This is a genomic window from Aequorivita iocasae, from assembly GCF_016757735.1.
Lineage (GTDB): Bacteria > Bacteroidota > Bacteroidia > Flavobacteriales > Flavobacteriaceae > Aequorivita > Aequorivita iocasae.
Window position 1 is genome coordinate 2810193 of the sequence record NZ_CP068439.1, and the last position, 24384, is coordinate 2834576.

Here is a 24384-nt window from a genome sequence, read left to right on the forward strand (position 1 = left end):
CAAATAGTTAATGGGTATTTCATATAGGTGTTAACGATTAAGAAAAATTGATATTTTAAAAAAATGATTTAAAAAAACGTACCCGAAAAAATATGTTTATTTTTGACCGTTTCAAATACTGAGCCAAATCTACAAAATAATAGCATTTAAGCATTGCAGACAAACAGGCATTACTTAACAATCTTCTTAACATTTCTGCTATTTTGCAGCGCTGTGTTGCATGCGCAGGACATTCCCCTGAAAAATGAAACAAATCTGCCAAAAACAACTCAAAATGATACACTTACGGTAAACCTAAAACCTGTAATAGATGAAGTAAATGAAAAAACCCAAGACACCGTAAAAGGCGATACCATTAAGCCGGAAAAAGAAACCTTAACAGATGTGGTGGACTATTATGGTGAAGATTATGTGCTTCTCAACAGAAAGGAGAATAAAATCTATATGTATAATAAGGCATACATCATTTATGGCGATATGCGGATAGATGCAGGTTTGATTATTCTGGATTATAACAAAAACGAAGTATATGCCAAAGGAATAGATAGTGCCGGTGTTTACAGCCAACGCCCCATTTTTGTACAGGCAAACAACAAAGTGGAGCCCGATTCCATTCGCTATAATTTTGATACCGAAAAGGCTTTGGTTTACAATAGCAGAACCGAGCAAAACGGGTTTAGGGTGATTGCAGATGTTACCAAAAAAGTAAACGATTCTGTAGTTTATCTGCGGAATGTAAAGTTCACCACTTCCAAAAACATTGATGATCCCGAATATTATTTTTATACCAGAAAAGCAAAGTTTGTCCCTAAAAAGAAGGTGGTTACTGGCTTGACCAATATGTATATTGCAGACGTTCCCACACCCGTTGGTTTACCGTTTGCATATTTTCCGCTGACTGAAGATCGTACGTCGGGTTTTATAATTCCTTCGTTTGGTGAGAACAATAGCCGTGGTTTCTTTTTTCAAAATGGGGGATATTATTTTGCAATCAATGAATACTTGGATTTAAGTTTGCTTGGCGATTATTATACAAATGGGAGTTATGCCTTACGAGGTGAGACCACGTATGCGTTTCGCTATAAATTTAGAGGAAATGTGAGTGCCCGTTTTGAAAAGCTTGTACAGGAAGAAAGAGGATTTCCAAACTTTAGCGAAACGAGTATTTACAACATCCGGTGGTCGCATTCACAAGATACGAAAAGCAGTCCCAATTCCCGCTTTTCAGCTTCGGTAAACATTGGTAGTAGCAAGTATTTTTCGCAATCCATCAACCAAACCAATAACGCAAGTGCATTGGTTAACACGTTAAGCTCTTCCATTTCATACTCCAAAACTTTTGAGGGCGAACCCCAGGTCAATCTTGCAGTGGCCGCAACACATTCCCAAAATACAAATACCCAGGACATAACTATGTCCCTGCCAAATTTAAACGCAAGCGTTTCAAGAATATATCCTTTCGCACCGAAGGATGGAACTAAAAAAGGAATTATACAAAACATTAACTTTCAGTACGATCTTTCAGCAGAAAACAGAATCCAGACAACAGATTCCCTTTTCTTTAAGTCAGAAATGTTCAATAATGCACAGATTGGTGCGCAGCATAACATACCACTTACAACAAACTTTAAAATCCTAAAATATTTAAGCGCTTCCCTTGGCACAAATTATAGGGAAACTTGGGTTTTGAAAAGTACGCGGCAACGTTATGACGAAAGTATAAATGATGGCCTGGGAGGCATTGTAAGAGATACGGTCTCGGGTTTTGAAAGTTACAGGACCTATAATTTTTCAACCAGCTTGGGAACTACCCTTTATGGGCTTTTCAATTTTGGAAAGGATAGCAAAATACAGGCCATTCGCCACGTGGTTCGTCCATCACTTAGCTATAATATAAACCCTGCTTTTGATAGGTATTATGATGAATTCATAATTCCCCAGACCGCAAATGAAGCTGCGGGCGAAGTGGTAGAGTATTCACGGTTTGAAAACACCCTATACGGCCCGCCAAATAAAGTGTATTCCAGCAGTATTGGAATGTCGCTAAGTAATACGTTTGAGGCAAAAGTTCGCGATCGTGATACAACTGCGCTGGAACCAAAGAAAATTGTGCTGTTGAACAATCTAAATTTTTCAACAGCTTATAACCTTGCGGGCGATTCGTTACAATGGAGTCCATTGCAGTTTACCGGAAGCATTCCTATTGTGCCGAAATTGGACTTTAACTTCAGCGGAACTCTGGACCCCTATGCTTTAGATAACAACAATAAAAAAATAGATGTATTTAATATAAACAATGGAGGAAGTCTTTTTAGACTTACCAATGCCAATGTGAGTATAAACTATTCCTTTTCCAGCAAGGATTTTAATGGAAGTGGTAAAAAGGATTTAGATCGTATAGATAATGAAACCTTCCGTAATGGAGGGCGTCCCGATGATCTTTTTGGAGATGCAGCAAATATTTATGATGGGCAAATTTATAATGATGATGAAGAGGAAGATTTTGACAAGACAAATGTAACGTGGTACAATTACAAAATTCCTTGGGATATGCGTTTGGCCTATACCATAACCTATGGCAACAGCCAGCGTCAGAATGAAATTTCCAGCCAGTCGCTTATGGTAAGCTCCAACATGGAACTTGCGCCCCGTTGGACTGTGGGCGTGTCGTCGGGCTATGATTTTAAAAACAAAGGCGTTACACTTACCCAGTTCCGATTCCAGCGCGATTTGGAAAGCTGGCAAATGAGCTTTAACTGGACACCCATTGGCAGTATCAATACTGCTTGGTATTTCTTTATCGGAATTAAATCCTCAGTGCTTAGCGATATTAAATACGATAAGCGAAGAGAAAGCGATAAGCGTTTGTAGCTGCTGGTTGATGGGAAAAAATACCGAATCACAACGTCAAATTAAAATGAAAAAAATAATCACCACCACAAATGCCCCTGCCCCGATTGGCCCTTACAATCAAGCGGTTTTAATGGGAAACATGCTTTATACCTCTGGGCAAATAGCCATTGATCCGAAAACGGGAAATTTGGTTACCGATGATATTAAAACCGAAACCAAATTAGTCATGGAAAACCTAAAGGCAATTTTGACCGAAGCAGGAATGACTTTTGAAAATGTTGTGAAAACAACAATCTTTATTAGCGATATGCACAATTTTGCTGCAATAAACGAGGTTTATTCTACATATTTTAACGAAGCTACAGCCCCAGCTCGTGAAACCGTAGAAGTGGCCAATCTGCCTAAGTTTGTAAATGTAGAGATTTCAGTGATAGCTTCACTTTAGAAGGAATACTACATACCGTTTATTCCTCTTCAGTTTTTGTGCCTTCAGAATTAAATTCCACAGGATAGCTATTGTCATCAGGGATTACAGGGAGTTCAGATTCTAAAACTATTTTTTTGTTGAAGAGTTTTTGGTACAATTCACGGAATGTATTGAAATCAACGGAATAGGAAATACCCGTACCTTGTTCAAAAATTTGGTCCTCACCGATAAACTGCAAATCAGCTTGACGATTAAAGAATTTCATACGCAACGTTCCGTCTTCATTTATTAGCCATTGCACTTCAATATCTCCAGCGACTGAGGTCTCATTTGCACCGCCTACGGGAACACCCACTTTTCCGTTAATAAGAATACGCTCGTTGATTTGTGTGGAAAGTGTGATGCCAAAACGATCTGAAGTTTCCTGATCGGGTGTTCGGGTACCCACGGAATAATCCAAACCTACCCTGAATTTGCCATCCTGATCTGCAAAAAGGTTGTTTACTAAACCAGATACTCTATCGGCCACGGTGCCCGCAAAAGCGTTTGAGCCTGCGTAATTGTCGCTCACAAAAGAGTTGGATGCCAATAAAAACAAGGCCTGGTTTTGCATTTGTTCTTGGTTTTGCAATTTGTATTGCAGCTCGCTCTTTAAAGTGGAACTAACACGGGGAAAATCTATATTGAAGCTCAATTCTGGTTGTGCCAGTTCGCCGTTTAAGTCAACATAGACTTCAACAGGAATTTTTGTGTTAATAGATGGATTATCCAATAAAACAGATGGGTTGGCCTGGGTTTTGTATACGGCACTCAAATCCAAATTGGCTTTTTCTGGAGCACCATCCCACGTAATGTTTCCACCGGGAACAACACCAATATTTCGCTGAATAATGCCCCCGTACCTAAAGTCATATTCTCCTTCATATACTTGAAAGTCGCCATACATTTGGAACTTTCCATTGGTATTAATTTCAATAAGAAGAATCCCTGCGCCGCGACCTTTTAGTGTAGAGTTGTTTTCTTGATCCACAACTACCTCTACTTCTGCATTTTTATTGATGTCCAATTCAAAATTTAATGATAATCCTTTTACATCTTCTGAAAAGATTGTTTCTCCATTAATTCTTGCCTCCTTTTCTTTTGGTGAGAGAAAGTGTACAAAGGAATCATCACCTATGGATTCTGTATCGCTAATGGGTATTTTAAAGGTTGTTCCAGCTTGTGTTGTTGCTTCAACATCAATAACCAGTTCATCTATTGGTCCTTTAATATCAGCTCTTCCGCTTATAAATGCAGTACCATAATACAGTGCATCCTCTTCTGGTGGAGTGTCGAGGACCAGAAGCCTTTCGGGTGCTTCAATGTGGAGGTCTAATTCCCAATCGCTAAAATTATTGTGGGTCGCATTTCCATAAAACACGCCAACAGTTTCATATTCGGTATCTGTTATTTGGGTGCCGTCAATTTCAAATTTGTTTTTCGTAACAATTATCTGCGCGCCGCTTTCCAGGTTAAAATCAGTATTTAAATAAGGAATCTTCAATCCGCTGTTTTCAAGAGTGAAGCGCCCTAAAATATCTGGAGATTTATAATTGCCCGAGATCCTTGCATTTCCAGTAATAAATCCACGAATATTTGTGATGACATCTGCCCCGAAGGGACTAAAAGCCTGCATGTTGAATTGATTTAAATCTACATTTAGCTGAATTTGTGGGTTGTTGGCAGACACATCTATCTCTCCCACTGCATTTATGGATTTTACATTGTTGTTTGTAAGAGAGGTATTAATGCGATATTTTGTAAGGTCTTCGTTTCCATCAATTTTTAAATTTAAATCGCCAAAAGGAATTTCGTTTATTTCAACGGCATCAATTGTAACAGAGCTGTTAGGATAGTATGCCCCATTTTTTTGAAGAAAATCAAACTTACCGTTCATATTTCCTTTTAATCGCAGACTGTCAATTTCCGGAACTATATCGCCAATATTTACATCTTTAAATTGAACTTTCAAATCCTTATAGGTTGAATCGCGCAGTACCCCCGCCATTTGAATCAATTGGTCATTATTGCTAAGAACTAAAGAATCTATTCGGACTTCCCTCAAATTATCATCGAAAACCACTTTATTCAATCGATTGTTGTTTTCGTTCAGGTACCAAACGTTTCCTTTGTAAGTGATGTCAGATTTTTTTACACCAATTACTGATTTACCTGCAGGATTGATTGTATGATACAGTGAGAGGTTAAAAAGATCCTCTTTTTTTTCTCCTCCGGCAAACTCAGACCGTACATACATAGTGTCATTCAAGGTTTTATTAATGACACTTAAATCTTTTAAATTATAAAAACCTGTATATACAGAATCTGCGGCTATATATATGTTATAAAGCGGATTATCGTTATCTACTTGAATGTTTAGTTTGCCTATATAATTATCAAAAAGAAGGATTTCCGGGGAACGGAAATCGAGCTCAAACTTTGATTCCTCAGAAGAAACTGAGCCTTTTATTCGTGTATTATCGCCAAGTTTTAGTTGTGGTACAAATACGTCTACAATTTTGTTATAAACCACAAATTCATAATCTATATATTGATTGGTGGTTACTTCTTGGGGAATATAATTTGTATAAATGCTGGCGATCCCATTCTGAAATAAATCGGGAATGTCCTTTATTAAAAATTCTCCGGAAATATTTCCATTTAAAATATCGGGTGAGTTTATATCAATGGTACGAACGGTACCATTAAAAGAAGATGTAATCGTAAAATCATCAAAATAAAAGTAATCACGTTCGTTTTGATAAAAAGTCTGACTGAAGTTAATCGTTCCCACTACATCGTCAATAGTTTTTCCTTCCATATTTACAACTACATTTCCAGTGAAAACCGAAATACTATCGCGCGTTATTAAATTGAGGTTGTTCAATTCTGCATATTCTACTTCGGCCTCAAAATCAAGTTGATTTGTTTTCTTCGATGCATCTATCAACCCTTTGAACTGAAGCTTTAAATTTGGATCATTAATAGAAAGTTCCCCATTAAAAAGTGGATTTTTCAGATTTCCTGAAAGCTGTATGTTTTTATAATCGTACCCTTCAAAAGCAAAGGAAGAAATGGTTCCGGAGACTTCAGTATTCACTGTATTTTTGTTAAAACCACGTCCATCAAAATCCAAATCGGCTGTCATTTTTCCCAAAGAAGTGGTATTCGCAATTTTTCCGAGGTTGAAATTTTTTAAGACAACATTGCCGCTATAATAAGCATTATCAATATTTGTGATATTGCCCATTTTTAAATCTACGTTTGCCTGCCCAATCGCGCTTTGCAAAATACTATTTGTGTTAAGCTCCTCACCGATAATGGAGGTATTCCCGCTTAGGCTGAAGTTTTTTAGTTCCTTTAATTCCACCGGAATTACCTCTCCTAAAATGCGTGGCATAAATCTTCTCAAATCAAAATAATTTGTAGCTATATAGTGATTGGATGCGGTAATGGCATATTCTTTTTCGGAATCCAAAATATTTTTAAAGGCATAATCGCCTTGAATATTAGTATCGTCTGTTTTGAGGTTTAAATTAGTTACGGTGAAATCATTCAGCGTTCCTTTAAGTTCAGTATCCAAATAAATAATTTGGTCGGGGCCAAATTCGTTGTAAAACCCATTGAGATCGTTCGTTGCAATTTTTGAATCCTTTAGCGTAGCAGTAATTACAACTTCATTAATAAAATCTGCCATTCCATTTTTGGAATAATCCAAATCAATTTCACCCACGATGTTTGATTCCGTGGTTTTTAAATTTAGATTTTTCAAAGTAATATTTGTTTCTGTATATGAAAAATCAGTTTGCATATCTTCAATTGCAAAACCCCGCTCCGCCAACAATGACAGGCTTTCAATATTCACCTTTACCTCAGGTCCATTTATATTCAGGTTGTTGGCAGTAATATTTACATTATGTAGGTTGAAAATTTCGGATTTTTCAAGATTTTCATCAATAATCTTAACATGGCTGTTGGTTAAGGTCACATCATTGCCGAAAAGCGAAAAAGGTGAAGTGCTAGGCTTTCCGGTATCAAACTTTTTGGCGAAAATGGAAAGATTGTCGGTTTCTTCCCCTATATAAGTTTTTACATACAGTTTTGCTTGATCCAACACTATATCCCCAAAGCCCAGATTACCTTGTATCAAGTTTTGAAAATTGATAATATTCGTCTGTAATTGCTTACTATAAATAAGGGTGTCGCTGTGGTGGTCTGCAATAAATACTTCGCGAATATCTACTTCGCCTTTCCAGTTAAGGCCCAAACGCTCTATGTTTATATCGGTCCCGTAGGTTTCATTTAGATTTGTGGTCACTTTTTTTGCGACCCAGGTTTGTACAGAGGGAATAGAAAAAATAATAACCATAAACACGAGTAGCAATACAATGATTACAAAGGTGCGAACTATTATTTTCCGAAGTTTTTTGATACGTTTTTAATGTTTAATTTTACAACCAATAAATATACCCCTTTCACTTTGACACAGAAAAACTGCTATATCCTTGGTATTGAATCATCGTGTGACGACACTGCTGCAGCCGTAATCCACAACGGCGAAATACTAAGCAATGTTGTAGCCACACAGGCAATTCATGAACAATATGGAGGCGTAGTTCCCGAACTTGCCTCAAGGGCACATCAACAAAATATTGTTCCCGTGGTTCACCAGGCCTTACGCAAAGCAAATATCGATAAAAATCAGTTATCAGCCATCGCTTTTACACGCGGACCGGGATTGATGGGCTCGTTACTTGTAGGCACCTCATTTTCAAAATCTTTGGCGCTCGGTTTGGACATTCCCTTGATAGATGTAAACCATATGCAAGCACATATTTTGGCACATTTTATCAAGACCCAAGAACAAACTGCTCCCAACTTTCCTTTTTTGGCAATGACAATAAGCGGTGGCCACACGCAAATTGTTAAGGTGACCGATTATTTTGAAATGGAGATAATTGGCCAAACCATTGATGATGCCGTGGGTGAAGCTTTTGATAAAAGCGCAAAAATTCTTGGCCTTCCCTATCCCGGCGGACCCCTGGTAGATAAATATGCGCAGGAAGGAAATCCAAAAGCTTTTAAATTTCCGAAGCCAAAAGTAGGACCCATGGATTTCAGCTTTAGCGGCTTGAAAACTTCAGTACTCTATTTTGTTGAAAAGGAAATGAATCAAAATCCTGATTTTATTTCTGAAAACATAGCAGATATATGTGCAAGCATTCAGTTTACGATTGTAGATTATTTAATGGATAAGCTTAAAAATGCTGTGAAGAAAACAGGTATTAAGGAAGTTGCAATAGGTGGCGGCGTTTCCGCGAACAGCGGAATACGAAACGCTTTGAAGGAAGCCGAAAAAAAATACGGATGGAAAACCCACATCCCGAAATTTGAATTTTGTACAGATAATGCAGCAATGATTGCCATTGTGGGCGAGCTGAAATATAAATCACAGGAATTTGCGGAGAACAACGTGGTGGCTTCTGCGAGGATGAAATTTTAAACAAAAAGGAATGCAACTTTTTTACAATCAGACTATTTCAGAAAACTCAAAAGAAGTAACTTTTGACAAAGAAGAAAGCCGCCATATAGTAAAAGCGCTGCGGATGAAGGAAGGTGATACAATTAAGATCACCAATGGAAAAGGTTCTTTTTTTTCGGCAGAAATTATAGCTGCAAATCCGAAAGCTTGTGTGGTAAAAATTCTTTCTGAAGAAGTACAGCACCCTCTGCCCTACCAACTACATTTGGCAGTTGCACCCACAAAACTTAACGACCGTTATGAATGGTTTTTGGAAAAGGCTACTGAAATAGGCATTTCACAAATAACGCCTATAATCTGCGACCACAGCGAACGAAAAAACATAAAGCCGGAACGTTACGAAAAAATCCTTCAAAGTGCAATGAAGCAATCACTGAAAGCATATTTACCTTTATTGAACGAGGCCGTTTCGTTTAAGGATTTTATAAATTCAACATCTTCTTCCCAAGGTTTAAAATGTATTGCCCATTGTGAGGAAAGTGATAAAAAATCGTTGAAATCCGTACTTTATCTAAATAATAAAATTACTATCCTAATAGGCCCCGAAGGTGATTTTTCTGAGGAAGAAATTAAGATGGCAGAGACAAATGGTTTTATACCCGTTACATTAGGAAAAAGTCGCTTGCGTACCGAAACTGCCGCAATTGTAGCTTGCCATAGCGTTGCATTCAGCAATGATATATAATTACCTATTAGGTTTGTGTCTTCTATTTCGTATTTTTGAATGCTATGCGTATAAAATTTTTCTATTTTTTCTTTTTGGTTTTCCTCGGAAGCATTTCTGCTCAGGAAATTGCCCTATTACAATACGGCGGCGGTGGCGATTGGTATGCAAACCCTACTGCGCTGCCCAATTTGGTAAAATTTTGCAACCAAAATATTAATACCGCATTAAAGGAAAAACCCCAGACCGTAACTCCCGGAAGTGTAGATATTTTTGATTACCCCTTTGTGCATATGACGGGGCATGGGAATGTTTATTTCTCTGCGGAAGAAGCAGAAAACCTAAGAAACTATTTAATGAGCGGTGGTTTTCTCTACATTGACGATAATTACGGAATGAATACTTACATCCGAAAAGAACTCATTAAAATATTCCCCAACAAAGAATTGAAAGAGCTTCCTGCTAATTATCCTATGTTTAATTATGTCTATAATTTCCCACAGGGAATGCCTAAGATTCACGAGCATGATGGAGGGCGGCCACAGGCATTTGGAATTTTTGTTGAAGATAGGTTGGTATTGCTCTACACTTTTGAAACCGACCTAGGGGACGGTTGGGAAAACCCTGAAGTTCACAATGATCCGCAAGAAGTAAGATTAAAGGCATTGCAGATGGGCGCCAATATAATAAAATATATTTTTGAAAATTAGCACTTTTAGTAATCACAGTCAAAATTTCGCCGCCTAATTCCTTAACAAAACTTTGATTTTTTCTAGTTTGGATTATAGTATATTTACGAAGTGAAAAAAACTGCAAAAGCCATAACCCTCGGTATTTTAAGGGCGCTAGCGGTACTGGTGGGCATTGTAATTTTACTTTGGATCCTGTATCAAATTCAGGCACTTATTCTTTATATAGGCTTGGCACTGGTATTATCATTGATTGGCCGACCCGTAGTTCTCTTTTTAAGAAAAAAACTTAAGTTCGGAAATACCTTAGCGTCGGTAATTACCTTGCTGCTCATTATAGGCTCTATAGGAATGGTGCTCAGTATCTTTGTGCCTATTATTATTGAACAAGGCAAACATATTTCACAAATAGATTTTGAACAAGTAAAGCGCGATTTAAACGAGCTGAACATTCAAGCCAGCGATTACCTGGGCGTAGATCATTTTCAATTGGTAGAAGCAATTAAGCGTACTACCTATGTTCAAAATTTAGATGTTGAAATCATTCCAAGCTTTATAGATATTTTCTTCGGAAATATTGCCGGCACTATCATCGGTATATTTTCTGTTCTTTTCATATCTTTTTTTCTTTTGAAAGATGAAAGTCTTATTGCCCGCTCTGTATTGGTTTTTTCTCAAAGTGGAAATGAACAAAAATTTAAGCGAATTCTTATTAAAATTAAAGAACTTCTTTCTAGATATTTTATTGGTCTTTTATTGCAGATTTTTATTCTCGCACTCTTTTATTCTGTACTGCTGCTCTATTTGGATATTCGTGATGCAGTTGCCGTGGCGCTAATTTGTGCATTTCTAAATATCGTCCCTTACTTAGGGCCCATTATTGGTTGGGTGCTGATGCTGCTTGTAATTGTTTCAAACAATCTTGGCGCCGATTTTTCAACGGGGCTTTTGCCACTTTTATTTATAGCCACTTGCGGCTATGCCATAGCACAGATTTTTGACAATTTTATTTCTCAGCCCGTTATTTTTGGACATAGTGTGCGTTCTCATCCATTAGAAATTTTTATTGTAATCCTTACTGCAGGTTTCGTTTTTGGCATTCCGGGAATGATACTTGCCGTGCCAACATATACCGCCATAAAAGTAATTGCAAAAGAATTTCTTTCCGAATACAAAATTGTAAAGCGGCTTACCCGTAACCTTTAGGTCTTGATTAATAACTCACTTTTAAATAAGGAAGTCCAAAGTTTTATAGAAAATTTTGAAGGCAGTATTCCAAAACTCGCCTTTGCAGGAAGTCCTTTTGAATCGGTTACCATTCAAGAATTGGTACAACAAATAGAAAGTCGTGGAAGAATTGAGAAAAAACTGCCAACTTGGTATAACACACGGAATATTTTATATCCACCAAAAGTGAACTTAGAACAGACTTCTTCAGAAATTACTGCAAAATATAAAGCCTCCTTAATTAACGGAAAGAAGGTTGCGGATATTACGGGTGGTTTTGGGGTGGACAGCTTTTTCCTTGCTGAAAAGTGCAACAGTGTCCATCATTTTGAAACAAATGAAGCACTCTCAGAAATTGCACAACATAATTTTGAAGTTTTTGGAAAAAAAAATATTCATTGCATTTCAAAAGATGGGTTGCAAGCTGTTTTGAATGAGGAATTTGATACGGTGTATGCTGATCCGTCGCGACGCCACAACAGTAAGGGTAAGGTTTTTTTCTTGAGTGATTGTGAACCAAACATTCCAGAAAATATAGCTGAAATATTAAAAAAGTGCGATCAATTTCTATTAAAAACATCACCTATGCTTGATATTTCAGTAGGCTTAAATGAATTACTGAACGTTTTAGAAATTCACATTGTAGCTGTGGACAATGATGTGAAAGAATTATTATGGTTGCTTGAAAAAGAAGTTGGCCGCCAACCAAAGATTAAAACAATCAATTTCACAAAATCTGGCGCTGAAACATTTGATTTTGATTGGGGCGACCCATCTACAGCTCGTTACAGTTTACCTCAAAAATATCTTTACGAACCCAATACAGCAATCTTAAAGAGTGGTGCTTTTAACCTGATTTCTGAAAAGCTGATACTGAACAAACTTCAGAAAAGCACACATTTATATACCAGTGAAAATTTAATTGATTTTCCCGGAAGGCGTTTTTTGATTGAGAAAATTGTGCTCTATTCAAAAAAAGAAATGCGCGCCGCAATAAATTTCGAAAAAGCCAACATCGCAACCCGAAACTTTCCCGAAAGTGTCAAAACACTTCGCAAAAAGTGGAAGATTGCCGAGGGAGGTGATTTTTATTTGTTTTTTGTCACAACTTTGCATAACGAAAAACAAATGTTGGTTTGTTCAAAAGTTTAAGTGGGTTTTTTTTCTAAAGAAATTTCAGTACCATTCGGTTGATTTCAACCGCATTATAATTTATCTATAAAAAAGGCTATTTTTTGTTTGCGTTATTACATTTGAAAACTTACATTTGCAACCGCATTTTAGGATGACACGTTCATAAAAAACTGGAGAGGTGCCGGAGTGGTAACGGAGCAGATTGCTAATCTGTCGACGGGCAACCGTCGCCAGGGTTCGAGTCCCTGTCTCTCCGCATTATAGAGTTTAAAAAACTCCACAATACAGTGAACAATAACAATTGCTGTTCACGGGGTGTAGCGTAGCCCGGTTATCGCGCCTGCTTTGGGAGCAGGAGGCCGCAGGTTCGAATCCTGCCACCCCGACAAAAACCGGACACACAGTTCGGTTTTTTTGTTTGTTATTGGTCGCGTAGCTCAGCTGGATAGAGCATCTGCCTTCTAAGCAGACGGTCACAGGTTCGAATCCTGTCGCGATCACATTCAATCCCCTTTTTAGGGGATTTTTTGTATCATTACAGTATTATTCTGGATATTCCACCCGAAGGTGATAAATATTGTTCAGTTTCTTTTTAAGTACTTTTTTAATGGTCTCAATTTCCTTGAAGGTAATGTTTGCATTTAAAAACTGACCTTGCGCCATTTGGTTATTGATTATTTTTTCAACAAATTCATCAATTATTGAAGAAGAAGGTTCTTTCAAGCTTTTACTTGCGGCTTCCACGCTATCGGCCATCATTAAGATGGCGGTTTCTTTTGAAAAAGGAATAGGTCCAGGATAAATAAAATCTTCTTTGTTGGCTTCGCCCTGCTGTTCGCGTTCTTTTTTATAAAAATAATATACCAAACTTGTCCCGTGGTGGGTTCTAATAAAATCTATAACCCTATCGGGAAGATTGTTTTTTCGGGCTATCTCTATTCCTTTTATAACATGGTCTATTATTATTTGTGCACTTTCCTTCGGATCAAGTTCGTTGTGTGAATTGATGGAATTAACCTGATTTTCAGTAAACATAGTAGGGTTAAGCATTTTTCCAATGTCGTGATAGAGCGCTCCTACTCTTACCAACATGCTATTGGCGCCTATTTCATTTGCAGCGGCTTCAGCCAAATTTGCAACATTAAGTGAATGATGAAATGTTCCGGGCGCTTTGTTTGAAAGCTCTTTGAGCAATTTTGAATTGGTATCGCTCAGCTCAAGCAAAGAAACGTCAGAAACCAATCCAAATATCTTTTCATAAAAGTATATCAACGGATGCGCAAAAAGTGTCGCCAAACCGCAAAGGATAAAATATTGAAAATTTTGCCATTGCATGGTTTGGATATTTCCTTCTTGAATTACAAAAAAAGCAAAATAGCCTAGAATATATATTAATGTGATCTGTCCTACCGAAATGAACAAATTTGCTCTTTTATATAATTCCGAAACGGTTAGAATTGTAACGATTCCCGCTATAAACTGAAGAAACATATATTCAAAACTGTTTGGAACTATAAACCCAAGCAATAGAATGGTCAGTACATGAACAAACAGCCCAACACGTGGGTCAAAAAACGCTTTGAGTATAAGCGGCAGAATACAAATGGGAACCACATACACATAATCTGCATGAACCTTTACTACTAGTGTAGTAAGAAAAACCATTAAAAGAACATTGAAAAAAATAAATGTGACTTTTGTGTTATTATTATAAATTACAGGCCGGTAATTTTTTAGAAATAGAAAAAGCATTAAAAATACTAACGAAACCAACATTGAGTAACCAACCAACAACCATAGAAAATTGTTTTTGCTCCAAATTTGGCTATCAAACTCAGCTTTTAAAGAGTTCAAAATCTGAAATTTATCACCTTCCACAACCTCGCCTTTGGCTATAATCCTACCGCCTTTCTCAATAATCCCCCTATTTGGGTTTAACGCTTTTATTTCGGCTTCAATAGCGGCTTCAGTTAACTTGGTATTCAACCTCACATTGGGTTCTAAAACATCGTTCAGGATATTGTACAACAGTACTTGCGCATCTTCAGCATTGTTTTTTTCCACCAATTCCCGAACTTTTTTATTTAGGTTGTCTTTTTTAAACAATTGCGAATAATTACGCTCTTCAATCTCATTGCCGTTCTTTAAATAGATAAGCCTATCGCCCTGATAATTGTGAATTTCATCCGTGACCCCGTTGTTATACACTTCAGAAATCAGCGATTCACCCAATCTTTCAATAGGTTTGTAGCCAGTGCTATATAGGCTGTCAACATATCTTATTTCTAGTTCCTCTTTAAAATTCTTAACAACCGTCGGTTCTATTTCAGAATTATATTCAAAATAGGGAATTGCGCTGCCCCGTATTTCTTCCTTTTCCTTTTTTAAGGAATCTTCATCTTTTTTTATAGTGAAACTGAAAGGAGCATACAGATTTTCATACTGCCAAGGCTTTCCTTTTTGAAAATTATATTTGAACTGCCCCCCTTTCGGAAGAAAATAGATTACTAAAAGTGTAGAAGCTATAAATAGAAAAACCTTATAAATAAGTGATTGGTTTTTCGCAAACAAAGAAAAAAGGTTCTTCATATTTTGGGTACTTAAAGTAAAGGTATAAATAAGGAACGAGTTATCCCAAAACCTATACTTGCAAAGATTGATATTTAAGTTAGAAATCCGTAATTTCGCAGTCCTTATTTCAAATTAAAAAAACATTCGCATGAGCAATAAAGTAGTTATAGTATCCGCAGCCAGAACTCCCATTGGAAGTTTTATGGGAAGTCTTTCGTCACTTACCGCCACCCAATTGGGGTCCGCGGCTATAAAGGGCGCTTTAAGCAAAATAAACCTTGACCCCTCTTTGGTTCAGGAAGTTTATATGGGCAATGTGGTTCAGGCGGGTGTGGGTCAAGCACCTGCGCGCCAAGCTGCTTTGGGTGCTGGAATTCCTGATACCGTACCGGCCACAACGGTTAATAAAGTATGTGCGTCTGGAATGAAAGCCCTAATGCAAGCTGCACAGGCCATAGCACTTGGTGATGCCGATGTAATAGTTGCCGGAGGAATGGAAAGCATGAGCAATATTCCCCACTATGTACATATGCGCAGTGGAACAAAATTTGGTCCGGCCACATTGATAGACGGAATGCAAAAAGACGGTTTGGTAGATGCCTACGATCACAACGCAATGGGTACTTGTGCCGATCTATGTGCTACGGAATATAATTTTTCCCGAGAAGACCAAGATGCTTTTGCCATAAAATCCTACGAACGCTCCGCAACAGCTTGGGCTGAAGGAAAATTTAAGGATGAAGTTGTGCCAGTTGAAGTGCCACAACGCCGCGGAGAGCCAGTAATAGTTTCAGAAGATGAGGAATATAAAAATGTAAAGATGGACAAAATTTCCTCTTTGCGTCCTGCCTTTTCAAAAGATGGTACAGTAACTGCCGCAAACGCATCAACCATAAATGATGGTGCTGGCGCCATGGTTTTAATGAGCGAAGCAAAAGCAAAAGAATTGGGCTTAACTCCTTTGGCTTACATTAAAAGCTACGCCGATGCAGCACAGGAACCAAAATGGTTCACCACAGCACCTGCAAAAGCACTTCCTAAAGCGATCGCTAAAGCAGGAATCGATATTAAAGATGTGGATTATTTTGAATTCAACGAAGCATTCGCAGTTGTAGGTCTTGCCAATATGAAAATTTTAGGATTGAACGACAGCAACGTAAACGTGAACGGTGGCGCCGTGTCATTGGGGCACCCCCTAGGCTGTAGTGGGATCCGTATTTTAATTACGCTACTAAATGTGTTAAAGCAAAACAACGGCAAAATTGGTGCCGCGGCAATCTGCAATGGTGGCGGTGGAGCTTCCGCAATGGTAATTGAAAGAATCTAAAACCCGTAACTATCTTCAATAATTTCTGAATGGATTACGGTATCTGTAATTTAAGTATTGTCCCGCTTCGAGCCGAAACTTCCGATATTAGTGAAATGGTAACGCAAGTACTTTACGGCGAACATTTCAAAATATTGGAGACGCGCAAAAAGTGGAGCCGTATCCGTCTCGCTTTTGACAATTATGAAGGCTGGATAGACAACAAACAATATTTTAATATAGCTGAAGAAGATTATACCGATTTTGAAAAAAAGGAATTGGCATTATCATCGGATTTGGTTGATTTTGTTACTGCTTCCGACAATCAGTTATTCTCGGTTTGTTTGGGGAGCAATATTTCCGCAGCATCTTATTTAAAACATCACTTTGAGGGTAAATCAGTTTCGGCAAAACTTCCGAAGGAACATTTGATTGAAACCGCACTACTCTATTTAAACACACCCTATCTGTGGGGCGGCAAAACGCCTTTTGGTATTGATTGCAGTGGTTTTACACAAATGGTCTATAAACTAAATGGCTATAAACTGCTACGCGACGCCAGTCAGCAAGCTACCCAAGGGGAAGCATTAAGTTTTATTGAAGAAAGTGAGCCCGGCGATTTGGCTTTTTTTGACAACGAGGAAGGAAAAATTACGCACGTCGGTATCATTATGAAGGATAATTATATTATCCATGCACATGGAAAAGTACGGGTTGACCGACTGGACCACAGTGGCATTTTTAATTACGAAATGCGCAATCACACCCACAAACTTCGAGTAATAAAACGAATTGTTTAAAAAATAAAAACCCCTGAGATTCAGGGGTTTTTATTTTTTAAATATTGGGTTTTGAAATTACTGTTTTTCTAGTGTTTCAAGCTTAGCTTTCATTTCCTTATACTTTGCGTCTTCCGCTAATTGCCCATAAATATTCATCAAAGTTCTAACAACTTCGGGATTATTTGGGTTTAATTGCAAGGCTTTTTCCAAGTATGGCATTGTTTCAATATAGATTTCTTTACGCTGTTGCTTCAATTCATCATATTTTTGGTTATCTGCCCTAGAATTTCCCAAGCTATTCATTTCTTCAACTAGTTTATCTTCGCCCGAAAGTTTCAAAACTGCAATATTGATAAGGGCTGCTTCATAATTAGGGTTAAGCTCCAAAGCTTTTTCATAATATTCTACCGCTTTTTCTTTTTTGCCGATTTCGGCACTTCCTACACCTAGGTTGAAATAGATTTCAGGATTATTAGGGTCTGATGCCACAATCTGGTTCATCAATTCATTATATCTGGCTACATTACCCATTTTATAACTCATGTCGGCATCAGCCCGCATCAAGTATATATCATTCGGGTTTTCTGCACGAGCAGCTTTCATAAGTGCAGTGGCTTTTTCATTATTGCCTTGCTCTATATATATAAGAGTCATATTCCTTAAAATCTCTCCCTTTCTTGATTCAGTTACACGCTTCTCCGGTTTAATGAATTCGCCAGATTTTAAAGCAATGTTTCTAAGGTTCTCGTTGTCAAAAGCTTCAACTTCTCCAGTTTCCTTGCGGGTAGCTACAAATTCTTCAGTTTCACCTGTGTAACCAGCGTCTAATGCCATTTGATAATATTTAAGGGCATTTTCATAATTCTTCCCATTTACGGCATTGCTGGCCGCAAAGTACAAATCTGATGGATCTTTGCTAACCAAGTAGCTGGCATATAATTTTTCGGTTGCCATTTCATATTGACCAGCATTCTGATCTTTTATCGCTCCATTTATTAATGCAGCTCGTAAATTTTGCAGTGGAACCGCCAATTGAGTTTCCATTTTTGGGTCAAGTTCCAGTGCTTGCCCAAAAGCCTCAGCAGCACCTTTGAGTTTATTAAAATCTGTTGCACCAGATCCTAATAAGGCTTCTCCTTTTGCAGCATAAAATTGAGCTTTAACATCGTTATCAGCAGTGCCCAGCATTGGCTCGGCCTCATTTAAGTACGTTAATGCCTCATTATATTCGTTAGACTTTATAGCTTTTTCAGCTTTTTTTATTTCTTTTTTTTGTCCAAATGAAATAGCAGATACAAATGCAAGTCCTGTTATTAAAATTCGTGTTTTCATGGTTTAAAATTTATTCGTTATTTTCGGTTTGAGTTTCGTTATTATCAAGAGTAGTGCCATCATTGGTTTCGCCTATAATTTCCACATCATCTTCGTCATCTTTCATTGCTTTTGCTACTGCTGCAATAGCATCATCTTCCCGTACTTTTATTAATCGAACGCCTTGTGTGGCACGGCCCATAACACGAAGATTAGCGACTGCCATTCGGATGGCAATCCCAGACTTATTGATGATCATTAAGTCATCATCATCGGTTACATTCTTGATTGCCACTAATTTACCGGTTTTTTCTGTAATATTAATGGTTTTCACTCCCTTTCCGCCACGATTAGTAATGCGGTAATCTTCGATAGATGATCTTTTTCCATAACCGTTTTCTGAAACGACCAAGATTTCAGAATCATCATCATCTACAGCAATCATCCCTACCACTTCATCGTTTTCATTTCCGAGTGTAATACCGCGCACCCCTGAGGCATTCCTGCCCATGGGCCTGGTTTTTTCCTCTTCAAAACGAATAGCTTTTCCAGATTTTACTGCCAACATTACTTGACTGTTGCCTGTGGTTAATTTTGCTTCAAGCAATTCATCGTCTTCGCGAATTGTGATTGCATTGATACCGTTCGTTCTAGGCCTTGAGTATTGTTCCAAAGGTGTTTTTTTAACTTGACCCTTCTTGGTGGCCATAATTACATAATGACTATTTATGTAATTTTCATCTTTTAAATCTTGAGTACAGATAAATGCTTTTACTTTATCATCTGGCTCAATATTTATAAGGTTTTGAATAGCCCTTCCTTTCGAAGTTCGCGTTCCTTCGGGGATTTCAAAAACGCGCATCCAAAAACATTTTCCTTTCTGGGTGAAAAACAACATATATTGGTGATTGGTTCCCACAAAAAGGTGTTCTAGGAAATCTTCATTACGGGTTGCCGAAGCTTTTTGTCCAACGCCTCCTCTATTCTGTGTTTTATATTCTGAAAGTGATGTACGCTTAATATAGCCTGCGTGTGATATAGTAAGAACTACCTGCTCATCTGCAATTAGATCTGTAATGCTTACGTCGCCTCCGGCATATTCGATGGTCGAACGGCGTTCATCACCATATTTTGCACGAATTTCTTCCAGTTCTTCTTTGATTATTTGCATTCTTCGTTCTTTGCTTGCAAGAATGTCCTTATAATCTTGAATTGTTTTCATCAATTCATCATACTCGCTGCGAAGTTTGTCCTGCTCTAGACCTGTCAATTGGCGCAAGCGCATTTCAACAATGGCCTTAGCTTGGATTTCCGTGAGTTTGAAGGCCTCCATTAATCGTTCCCTTGCCTCATCAGCATTGGAAGAGGCGCGAATCAATCTAATTACTTCATCAATATTGTCTGAAGCGATTATTAAACCTTCCAATATATGTGCGCGTTCTTCCGCTTTGCGAAGTAAATATTCGGTACGGCGAACCACAACTTCATGACGGTGTTCCACAAAGTAATGGATCAACTCCTTCAAGTTCAGCATTTGTGGTCTTCCTTTTACCAGTGCAATATTGTTCACGCTGAAGCTGGACTGTAATGCCGTATATTTAAATAGAGTGTTCAGAACGATGTTTGGAATGGCATCACGTTTCAAAATGTAAACGATGCGCATTCCCTTTCTATCACTTTCATCGCGGATATTTGAGATACCCTCAATTTTTTTATCATTTACAAGATCGGCAGTTTTTTTTATCATATCTGCCTTGTTTACCTGATATGGAATTTCAGAAACAATAATACACTCCCGTCCGTTTATCTCTTCAAAACTCGCCTTGGCACGCATCACGACCCGCCCGCGACCTGTGTGGAAAGCTTCGCGAACTCCTTCATAACCGTAAATAATTCCTCCAGTTGGGAAATCGGGAGCTTTTATATGCTGCATCAGCTCATCAATTTCAATATCGTTGTTTTCAATATATGCAATGGTCCCGTTTACAACCTCTGTGAGGTTATGGGGCGGCATATTGGTTGCCATACCTACTGCAATACCGGAAGCTCCATTAATCAAAAGACCAGGAACACGTGTTGGGAGTACTGTGGGTTCTTTTAGTGTATCGTCAAAATTTAGTTGGTGGTCAACGGTTTCCTTGTCAATATCTGCAAGCATATCTTCAGAAATTTTCTGCATTCTTGCTTCCGTATAACGCATTGCAGCTGGGCTATCTCCATCAACGGAACCAAAGTTTCCTTGTCCGTCCACCAGTAAATAGCGCAAACTCCACTCTTGAGCCATACGCACCATGGCGTCATAAACCGAAGTATCACCGTGCGGATGGTACTTACCGAGGACCTCACCCACAATTCTCGCAGATTTTTTATGTGCGCCCGTTGCCCGAATGCCAAGTTCATGCATTCCGAACAAAACCCTTCTATGTACAGGTTTCATTCCATCGCGAACATCTGGCAGCGCACGTGACACTATGACCGACATCGAATAATCGATGTAGGCAGATTTCATTTCATCTTCAATGTTTATAGGGATTAATTTTTCACCTTCAGCCATAAAAAAATAGGTTTATTTATCAATGTTAATCTAATGGAGCAAGATACACTTTTTCGTAGGCTTAACAGGGCTTTTTGCCATCTGTTATTCACGAATTTATTAACAAATTAGGGGGTTAAAATCGTTAATAAGTATCATTGAATATTCTTTGAATTCCATTATAAATTTTGTCCTTTTACTAAAATGATACCAAAGAGGAATAGTTTTTGTCCTATTTTGGTTAATTTAGTACTTATAAAGAAGAGAGGATTTAAAAATATGGATGATAATTTTTCCCCAAGAGTAAAAGATGTAATTGCTTACAGCAAAGAAGAGGCACTGCGCTTAGGCCACGATTTTATTGGTACTGAGCATTTAATGTTAGGGCTTTTAAGAGATGGCAGCGGCAAGGCCGTAACCATACTTAATGCACTTGCAATAGACTTAAACCACTTACGAAGAAAGGTTGAAATCTTAAGTCCTGCCAATCCAGGTGCTACTACAAACACAAACGACAAAAAGAATCTTCACCTTACACGCCAAGCGGAAAGAGCATTGAAGACTACATTTTTGGAGGCAAAACTTTTTCAAAGCAATTCCATAAATACCGCCCATCTATTGCTGTGCATTCTTCGGAATGAAAACGACCCCACTACAAAGCTTTTAAACAAGATGAAAGTAGATTATGATGTGGTGAAAGATCAATTTAAACTTATGATTACAAACGACGATGATTATATAGACACCCCAAGTGCCGAATCATTTCCAAATGATGACGACACTTCCGCGGAAGATGCGGGAAAAGAAAATTTATTTTCCAGTACTGCGTCAAAAACGAACAAAAAATCCAAGACTCCTGTGTTGGATAATTTTGGGAGAGACCTTACTGCGCTAGCGGAAGAGGGAAAGTTAGACCCTGTGGTAGGCCGTGAAAGTGAAATTCAACGAGTTTCTCAAATTTTAAGCAGAAGAAAAAAGAACAATCCCTTACTCATTGGTGAACCTGGCGTGGGTAAATCTGCCATTGCCGAAGGGTTGGCGCTTCGCATTATACAAAGAAAAGTTTCACGGATTCTTTACGATAAAAGAGTTGTGACCTTAGATTTGGCAAGCCTTGTAGCCGGAACAAAATATCGCGGCCAATTTGAGGAGCGCATGAAAGCCGTAATGAACGAGCTTGAAAAGAATGACGATATCATCCTTTTTATTGATGAAATCCATACTATTGTGGGTGCCGGTGGCGCTACAGGTTCTTTGGATGCATCAAATATGTTTAAACCAGCGTTGGCCCGTGGAGAAATACAATGTATCGGTGCTACAACGCTCGATGAATACCGTCAATATATTGAAAAAGATGGCGCACTGGAGAGACGTTTCCAAAAAGTATTGGTAGAGCCCACAACGGTTGAAGAAACCATTGAAATTCTTACCAATATTAAAGATAAATACGAAGCGCACCACAATGTGCTTTATACTGACGAAGCTATCAAAGCCTGCGTAAACCTTACGAATAGGTATATGACCGAGCGTTTCCTTCCAGACAAAGCCATTGATGCTTTGGACGAGGCTGGCTCTCGCGTTCACATAACAAATATTCACGTTCCCGAAAAAATTCTGGAAATTGAAAAACAATTGGAAGAAGTTCGTGAACTTAAAAATACGGTTGTAAAAAAACAGAAATACGAAGAAGCTGCAAAACTTCGCGACGACGAGAAAAATCTTGAAAAGGAGCTCGCCGTTCAACAAGAACAATGGGAAGCAGATTCTAAACTTCACAAGGAAACAGTTTCCGAAGAAAACGTTGCAGAAGTTGTTTCCATGATGACGGGCGTTCCCGTAAACAGAATTGCACAAACCGAAAGCACCAAGCTTGCAGCGCTCCCCGACCGAATTAAAGGAAAAGTCATTGGGCAGGACGAAGCGGTAGCAAAAGTTGTAAAAGCCATCCAGCGAAACCGTGCAGGATTAAAAGACCCAAACAAACCAATAGGTTCCTTTATTTTCTTGGGCCAAACTGGAGTTGGAAAAACACAGCTTGCCAAAGTGTTAGCACGTGAGCTATTTGATTCTGACAATGCTTTAGTGCGCATAGATATGAGTGAGTATATGGAGAAGTTTGCCATTTCACGTTTGGTGGGGGCACCTCCCGGCTATGTGGGTTATGAGGAAGGCGGCCAACTTACTGAAAAAATAAGAAGAAAGCCGTATGCCGTTGTACTTCTTGATGAAATAGAAAAAGCACACCCAGATGTTTTCAACATGTTGCTTCAGGTATTAGATGATGGTTATTTAACCGATAGCCTCGGTAGAAAGATTGATTTCAGAAACACAATTATAATCATGACTTCCAACATTGGTGCCCGTCAGATTAAAGATTTTGGTCAAGGTGTCGGTTTTGGAACTTCGGCGAAGAAAAACCAGGAAGAATCACACACTAAGAGTGTTATTGAGAATGCCTTAAAGAAAACCTTTGCTCCAGAATTTTTAAACAGAATTGATGATGTTATGGTATTTAACGCCTTAGAGCGGGAAGATATTCATAAAATTATTGATATTGAGCTTGATAAGCTTTATGCACGTATAGCAGATTTGGGCTACTACCTCAAATTAACTGAAAAAGCAAAAGATTTTATTGCTGATAAAGGTTTTGATAAGCAATACGGCGCACGCCCGTTGAATAGAGCCATTCAAAAGTATATTGAAGATGCACTGGCGGAAGAAATCATCAAAAGTAGTTTACAAGAAGGTGATACTATTACAATGGATCTTGATGAAAAAGCAAACGAGCTTACCATAAAAATAAAAAAACAAAAGAAAGCTACGGAATCTTAGGTTTTTTTTGACTGTCCGAAACCACAATTTTTTCTTAATCAAAGGCCGTAACTCCTTAAAAAGATGTATTTTAAGGAGTTATATTTTTTATTTATGATTAAAAGATTATTTTATGAGTTTGGGGAAATTAATGTTTTCAAAAATTTCGTTATTGCAATAATGAAAGAAGGCATTACTGTAAAACCTGAATATAATAGCTACCTTGAGGAAATAGCAAATACCTATTTTGCAAATAAACCTTTTGGGTACATTACCTATAGAAAAAACAGTTATGCCGTGGATCCGATGGTATATTTAAAAACGTCGGAGATTAAAAATCTTGTAGCTTTTGCAGTAGTTGCAAAAGACGGCCAAAAGATAAGCAATACTGAGATTGAAAGAATATTTTTTAAAAAGCCCTTTAAGGATTTTACTAATCTTGACGATGCCAAGGATTGGGTAAATGAACTAATTAAAGGCTATGAATAATATAAG

Annotated in this window: 15 protein-coding genes and 3 tRNA genes; 14 read left to right on the plus strand and 4 right to left on the minus strand. The window is 38.1% G+C overall.

The features are described 5' to 3' along the window. Positions 1–153: 153 nt before the first annotated feature. Positions 154–2871, plus strand: a complete 2718-nt coding sequence (locus JK629_RS12950) for a putative LPS assembly protein LptD (RefSeq protein ID WP_225626024.1) — start codon at positions 154–156, stop codon at positions 2869–2871. Positions 2872–2917: 46 nt separating this feature from the next. Further along, positions 2918–3298, plus strand: a complete 381-nt coding sequence (locus tag JK629_RS12955) for a RidA family protein (protein ID WP_202336040.1) — start codon at positions 2918–2920, stop codon at positions 3296–3298. Between the two features lie 19 nt (positions 3299–3317). Here JK629_RS12955 and JK629_RS12960 read toward each other — a convergent pair whose 3' ends face one another. Beyond that, on the minus strand, positions 3318–7637 hold the full coding sequence (locus JK629_RS12960) for a translocation/assembly module TamB domain-containing protein (protein WP_225626026.1): 4320 nt from the start codon (positions 7635–7637) through the stop codon (positions 3318–3320). A 123-nt stretch (positions 7638–7760) separates the two neighbouring features. On the opposite strand from JK629_RS12960, the gene tsaD reads away from it, so the two are divergent. The 8 genes from tsaD to JK629_RS13000 all read left to right on the plus strand — a co-directional run bounded on the left by tsaD (position 7761) and on the right by JK629_RS13000 (position 13075). Next, entirely contained in the window at positions 7761–8822 is a 1062-nt protein-coding gene (gene tsaD / locus JK629_RS12965) for a tRNA (adenosine(37)-N6)-threonylcarbamoyltransferase complex transferase subunit TsaD (protein WP_225626028.1), read from the plus strand. A gap of 10 nt (positions 8823–8832) precedes the next feature. Continuing rightward, positions 8833–9546: a 16S rRNA (uracil(1498)-N(3))-methyltransferase gene (locus tag JK629_RS12970; RefSeq protein ID WP_202336042.1), complete on the plus strand. Its 714-nt coding sequence runs from the start codon at positions 8833–8835 to the stop codon at positions 9544–9546. A 44-nt stretch (positions 9547–9590) separates the two neighbouring features. Next, a complete protein-coding gene (locus JK629_RS12975; protein ID WP_202336043.1) occupies positions 9591–10235 on the plus strand; it encodes a DUF4159 domain-containing protein in 645 nt (214 codons plus the stop codon). 90 nt (positions 10236–10325) lie between these two features. Further along, the gene (locus JK629_RS12980) at positions 10326–11420 is read left to right on the plus strand and encodes an AI-2E family transporter (protein WP_225626029.1); all 1095 of its coding nucleotides are present in this window, start codon (positions 10326–10328) and stop codon (positions 11418–11420) included. Between the two features lie 3 nt (positions 11421–11423). Next, on the plus strand, positions 11424–12593 hold the full coding sequence (locus JK629_RS12985) for a THUMP-like domain-containing protein (protein ID WP_202336044.1): 1170 nt from the start codon (positions 11424–11426) through the stop codon (positions 12591–12593). Positions 12594–12747: 154 nt separating this feature from the next. Then, positions 12748–12831: transfer RNA gene (locus JK629_RS12990), tRNA-Ser, on the plus strand. 55 nt (positions 12832–12886) lie between these two features. Continuing rightward, a tRNA-Pro gene (locus JK629_RS12995) sits at positions 12887–12961 on the plus strand. A 40-nt stretch (positions 12962–13001) separates the two neighbouring features. After that, positions 13002–13075, plus strand: a tRNA-Arg gene (locus JK629_RS13000). Between the two features lie 43 nt (positions 13076–13118). Here JK629_RS13000 and JK629_RS13005 read toward each other — a convergent pair. Continuing rightward, positions 13119–15164, minus strand: a complete 2046-nt coding sequence (locus JK629_RS13005; RefSeq protein WP_202336045.1) for an HD family phosphohydrolase — start codon at positions 15162–15164, stop codon at positions 13119–13121. A gap of 130 nt (positions 15165–15294) precedes the next feature. Between JK629_RS13005 and JK629_RS13010 the strand changes: the two genes are divergently transcribed. Together JK629_RS13010 and JK629_RS13015 are read left to right on the plus strand one after the other, a co-directional pair. Beyond that, positions 15295–16473, plus strand: coding sequence for an acetyl-CoA C-acyltransferase (locus JK629_RS13010; RefSeq protein WP_202336046.1), 1179 nt, complete (start codon positions 15295–15297; stop codon positions 16471–16473). A gap of 29 nt (positions 16474–16502) precedes the next feature. Then, positions 16503–17252 (plus strand): C40 family peptidase, encoded by a 750-nt coding sequence (locus JK629_RS13015; RefSeq protein WP_202336047.1) that lies wholly within the window; start codon positions 16503–16505, stop codon positions 17250–17252. 57 nt (positions 17253–17309) lie between these two features. Here JK629_RS13015 and JK629_RS13020 read toward each other — a convergent pair whose 3' ends face one another. Then, entirely contained in the window at positions 17310–18566 is a 1257-nt protein-coding gene (locus tag JK629_RS13020) for a tetratricopeptide repeat protein (protein WP_202336048.1), read from the minus strand. Between the two features lie 10 nt (positions 18567–18576). Continuing rightward, positions 18577–21099: a DNA gyrase subunit A gene (gyrA, locus tag JK629_RS13025; RefSeq protein ID WP_202336049.1), complete on the minus strand. Its 2523-nt coding sequence runs from the start codon at positions 21097–21099 to the stop codon at positions 18577–18579. A gap of 258 nt (positions 21100–21357) precedes the next feature. Here gyrA and JK629_RS13030 point away from each other — a divergent pair, with 258 nt between their 5' ends. After that, entirely contained in the window at positions 21358–23910 is a 2553-nt protein-coding gene (locus tag JK629_RS13030; protein WP_202336050.1) for an ATP-dependent Clp protease ATP-binding subunit, read from the plus strand. A 93-nt stretch (positions 23911–24003) separates the two neighbouring features. After that, positions 24004–24378: a hypothetical protein gene (locus JK629_RS13035; RefSeq protein ID WP_202336051.1), complete on the plus strand. Its 375-nt coding sequence runs from the start codon at positions 24004–24006 to the stop codon at positions 24376–24378. The last annotated feature ends 6 nt before the right edge of the window (positions 24379–24384 follow it).

Bases quoted from the DNA above. Each gene is read 5' to 3' on its own strand.
- JK629_RS12955 (WP_202336040.1), top strand. From the start codon at position 2,918: ATGAAAAAAATAATCACCACCACAAATGCCCCTGCCCCGATTGGCCCT.
- gyrA (WP_202336049.1), bottom strand. From the start codon at position 21,099: ATGGCTGAAGGTGAAAAATTAATCCCTATAAACATTGAAGATGAAATG.
- JK629_RS13035 (WP_202336051.1), top strand. From the start codon at position 24,004: ATGATTAAAAGATTATTTTATGAGTTTGGGGAAATTAATGTTTTCAAA.
- JK629_RS13005 (WP_202336045.1), bottom strand. From the start codon at position 15,164: ATGAAGAACCTTTTTTCTTTGTTTGCGAAAAACCAATCACTTATTTAT.
- JK629_RS13015 (WP_202336047.1), top strand. From the start codon at position 16,503: ATGGATTACGGTATCTGTAATTTAAGTATTGTCCCGCTTCGAGCCGAA.
- JK629_RS13010 (WP_202336046.1), top strand. From the start codon at position 15,295: ATGAGCAATAAAGTAGTTATAGTATCCGCAGCCAGAACTCCCATTGGA.
- JK629_RS12975 (WP_202336043.1), top strand. From the start codon at position 9,591: ATGCGTATAAAATTTTTCTATTTTTTCTTTTTGGTTTTCCTCGGAAGC.
- JK629_RS12970 (WP_202336042.1), top strand. From the start codon at position 8,833: ATGCAACTTTTTTACAATCAGACTATTTCAGAAAACTCAAAAGAAGTA.
- JK629_RS13030 (WP_202336050.1), top strand. From the start codon at position 21,358: ATGGATGATAATTTTTCCCCAAGAGTAAAAGATGTAATTGCTTACAGC.
- JK629_RS13020 (WP_202336048.1), bottom strand. From the start codon at position 18,566: ATGAAAACACGAATTTTAATAACAGGACTTGCATTTGTATCTGCTATT.
- tsaD (WP_225626028.1), top strand. From the start codon at position 7,761: ATGTTTAATTTTACAACCAATAAATATACCCCTTTCACTTTGACACAG.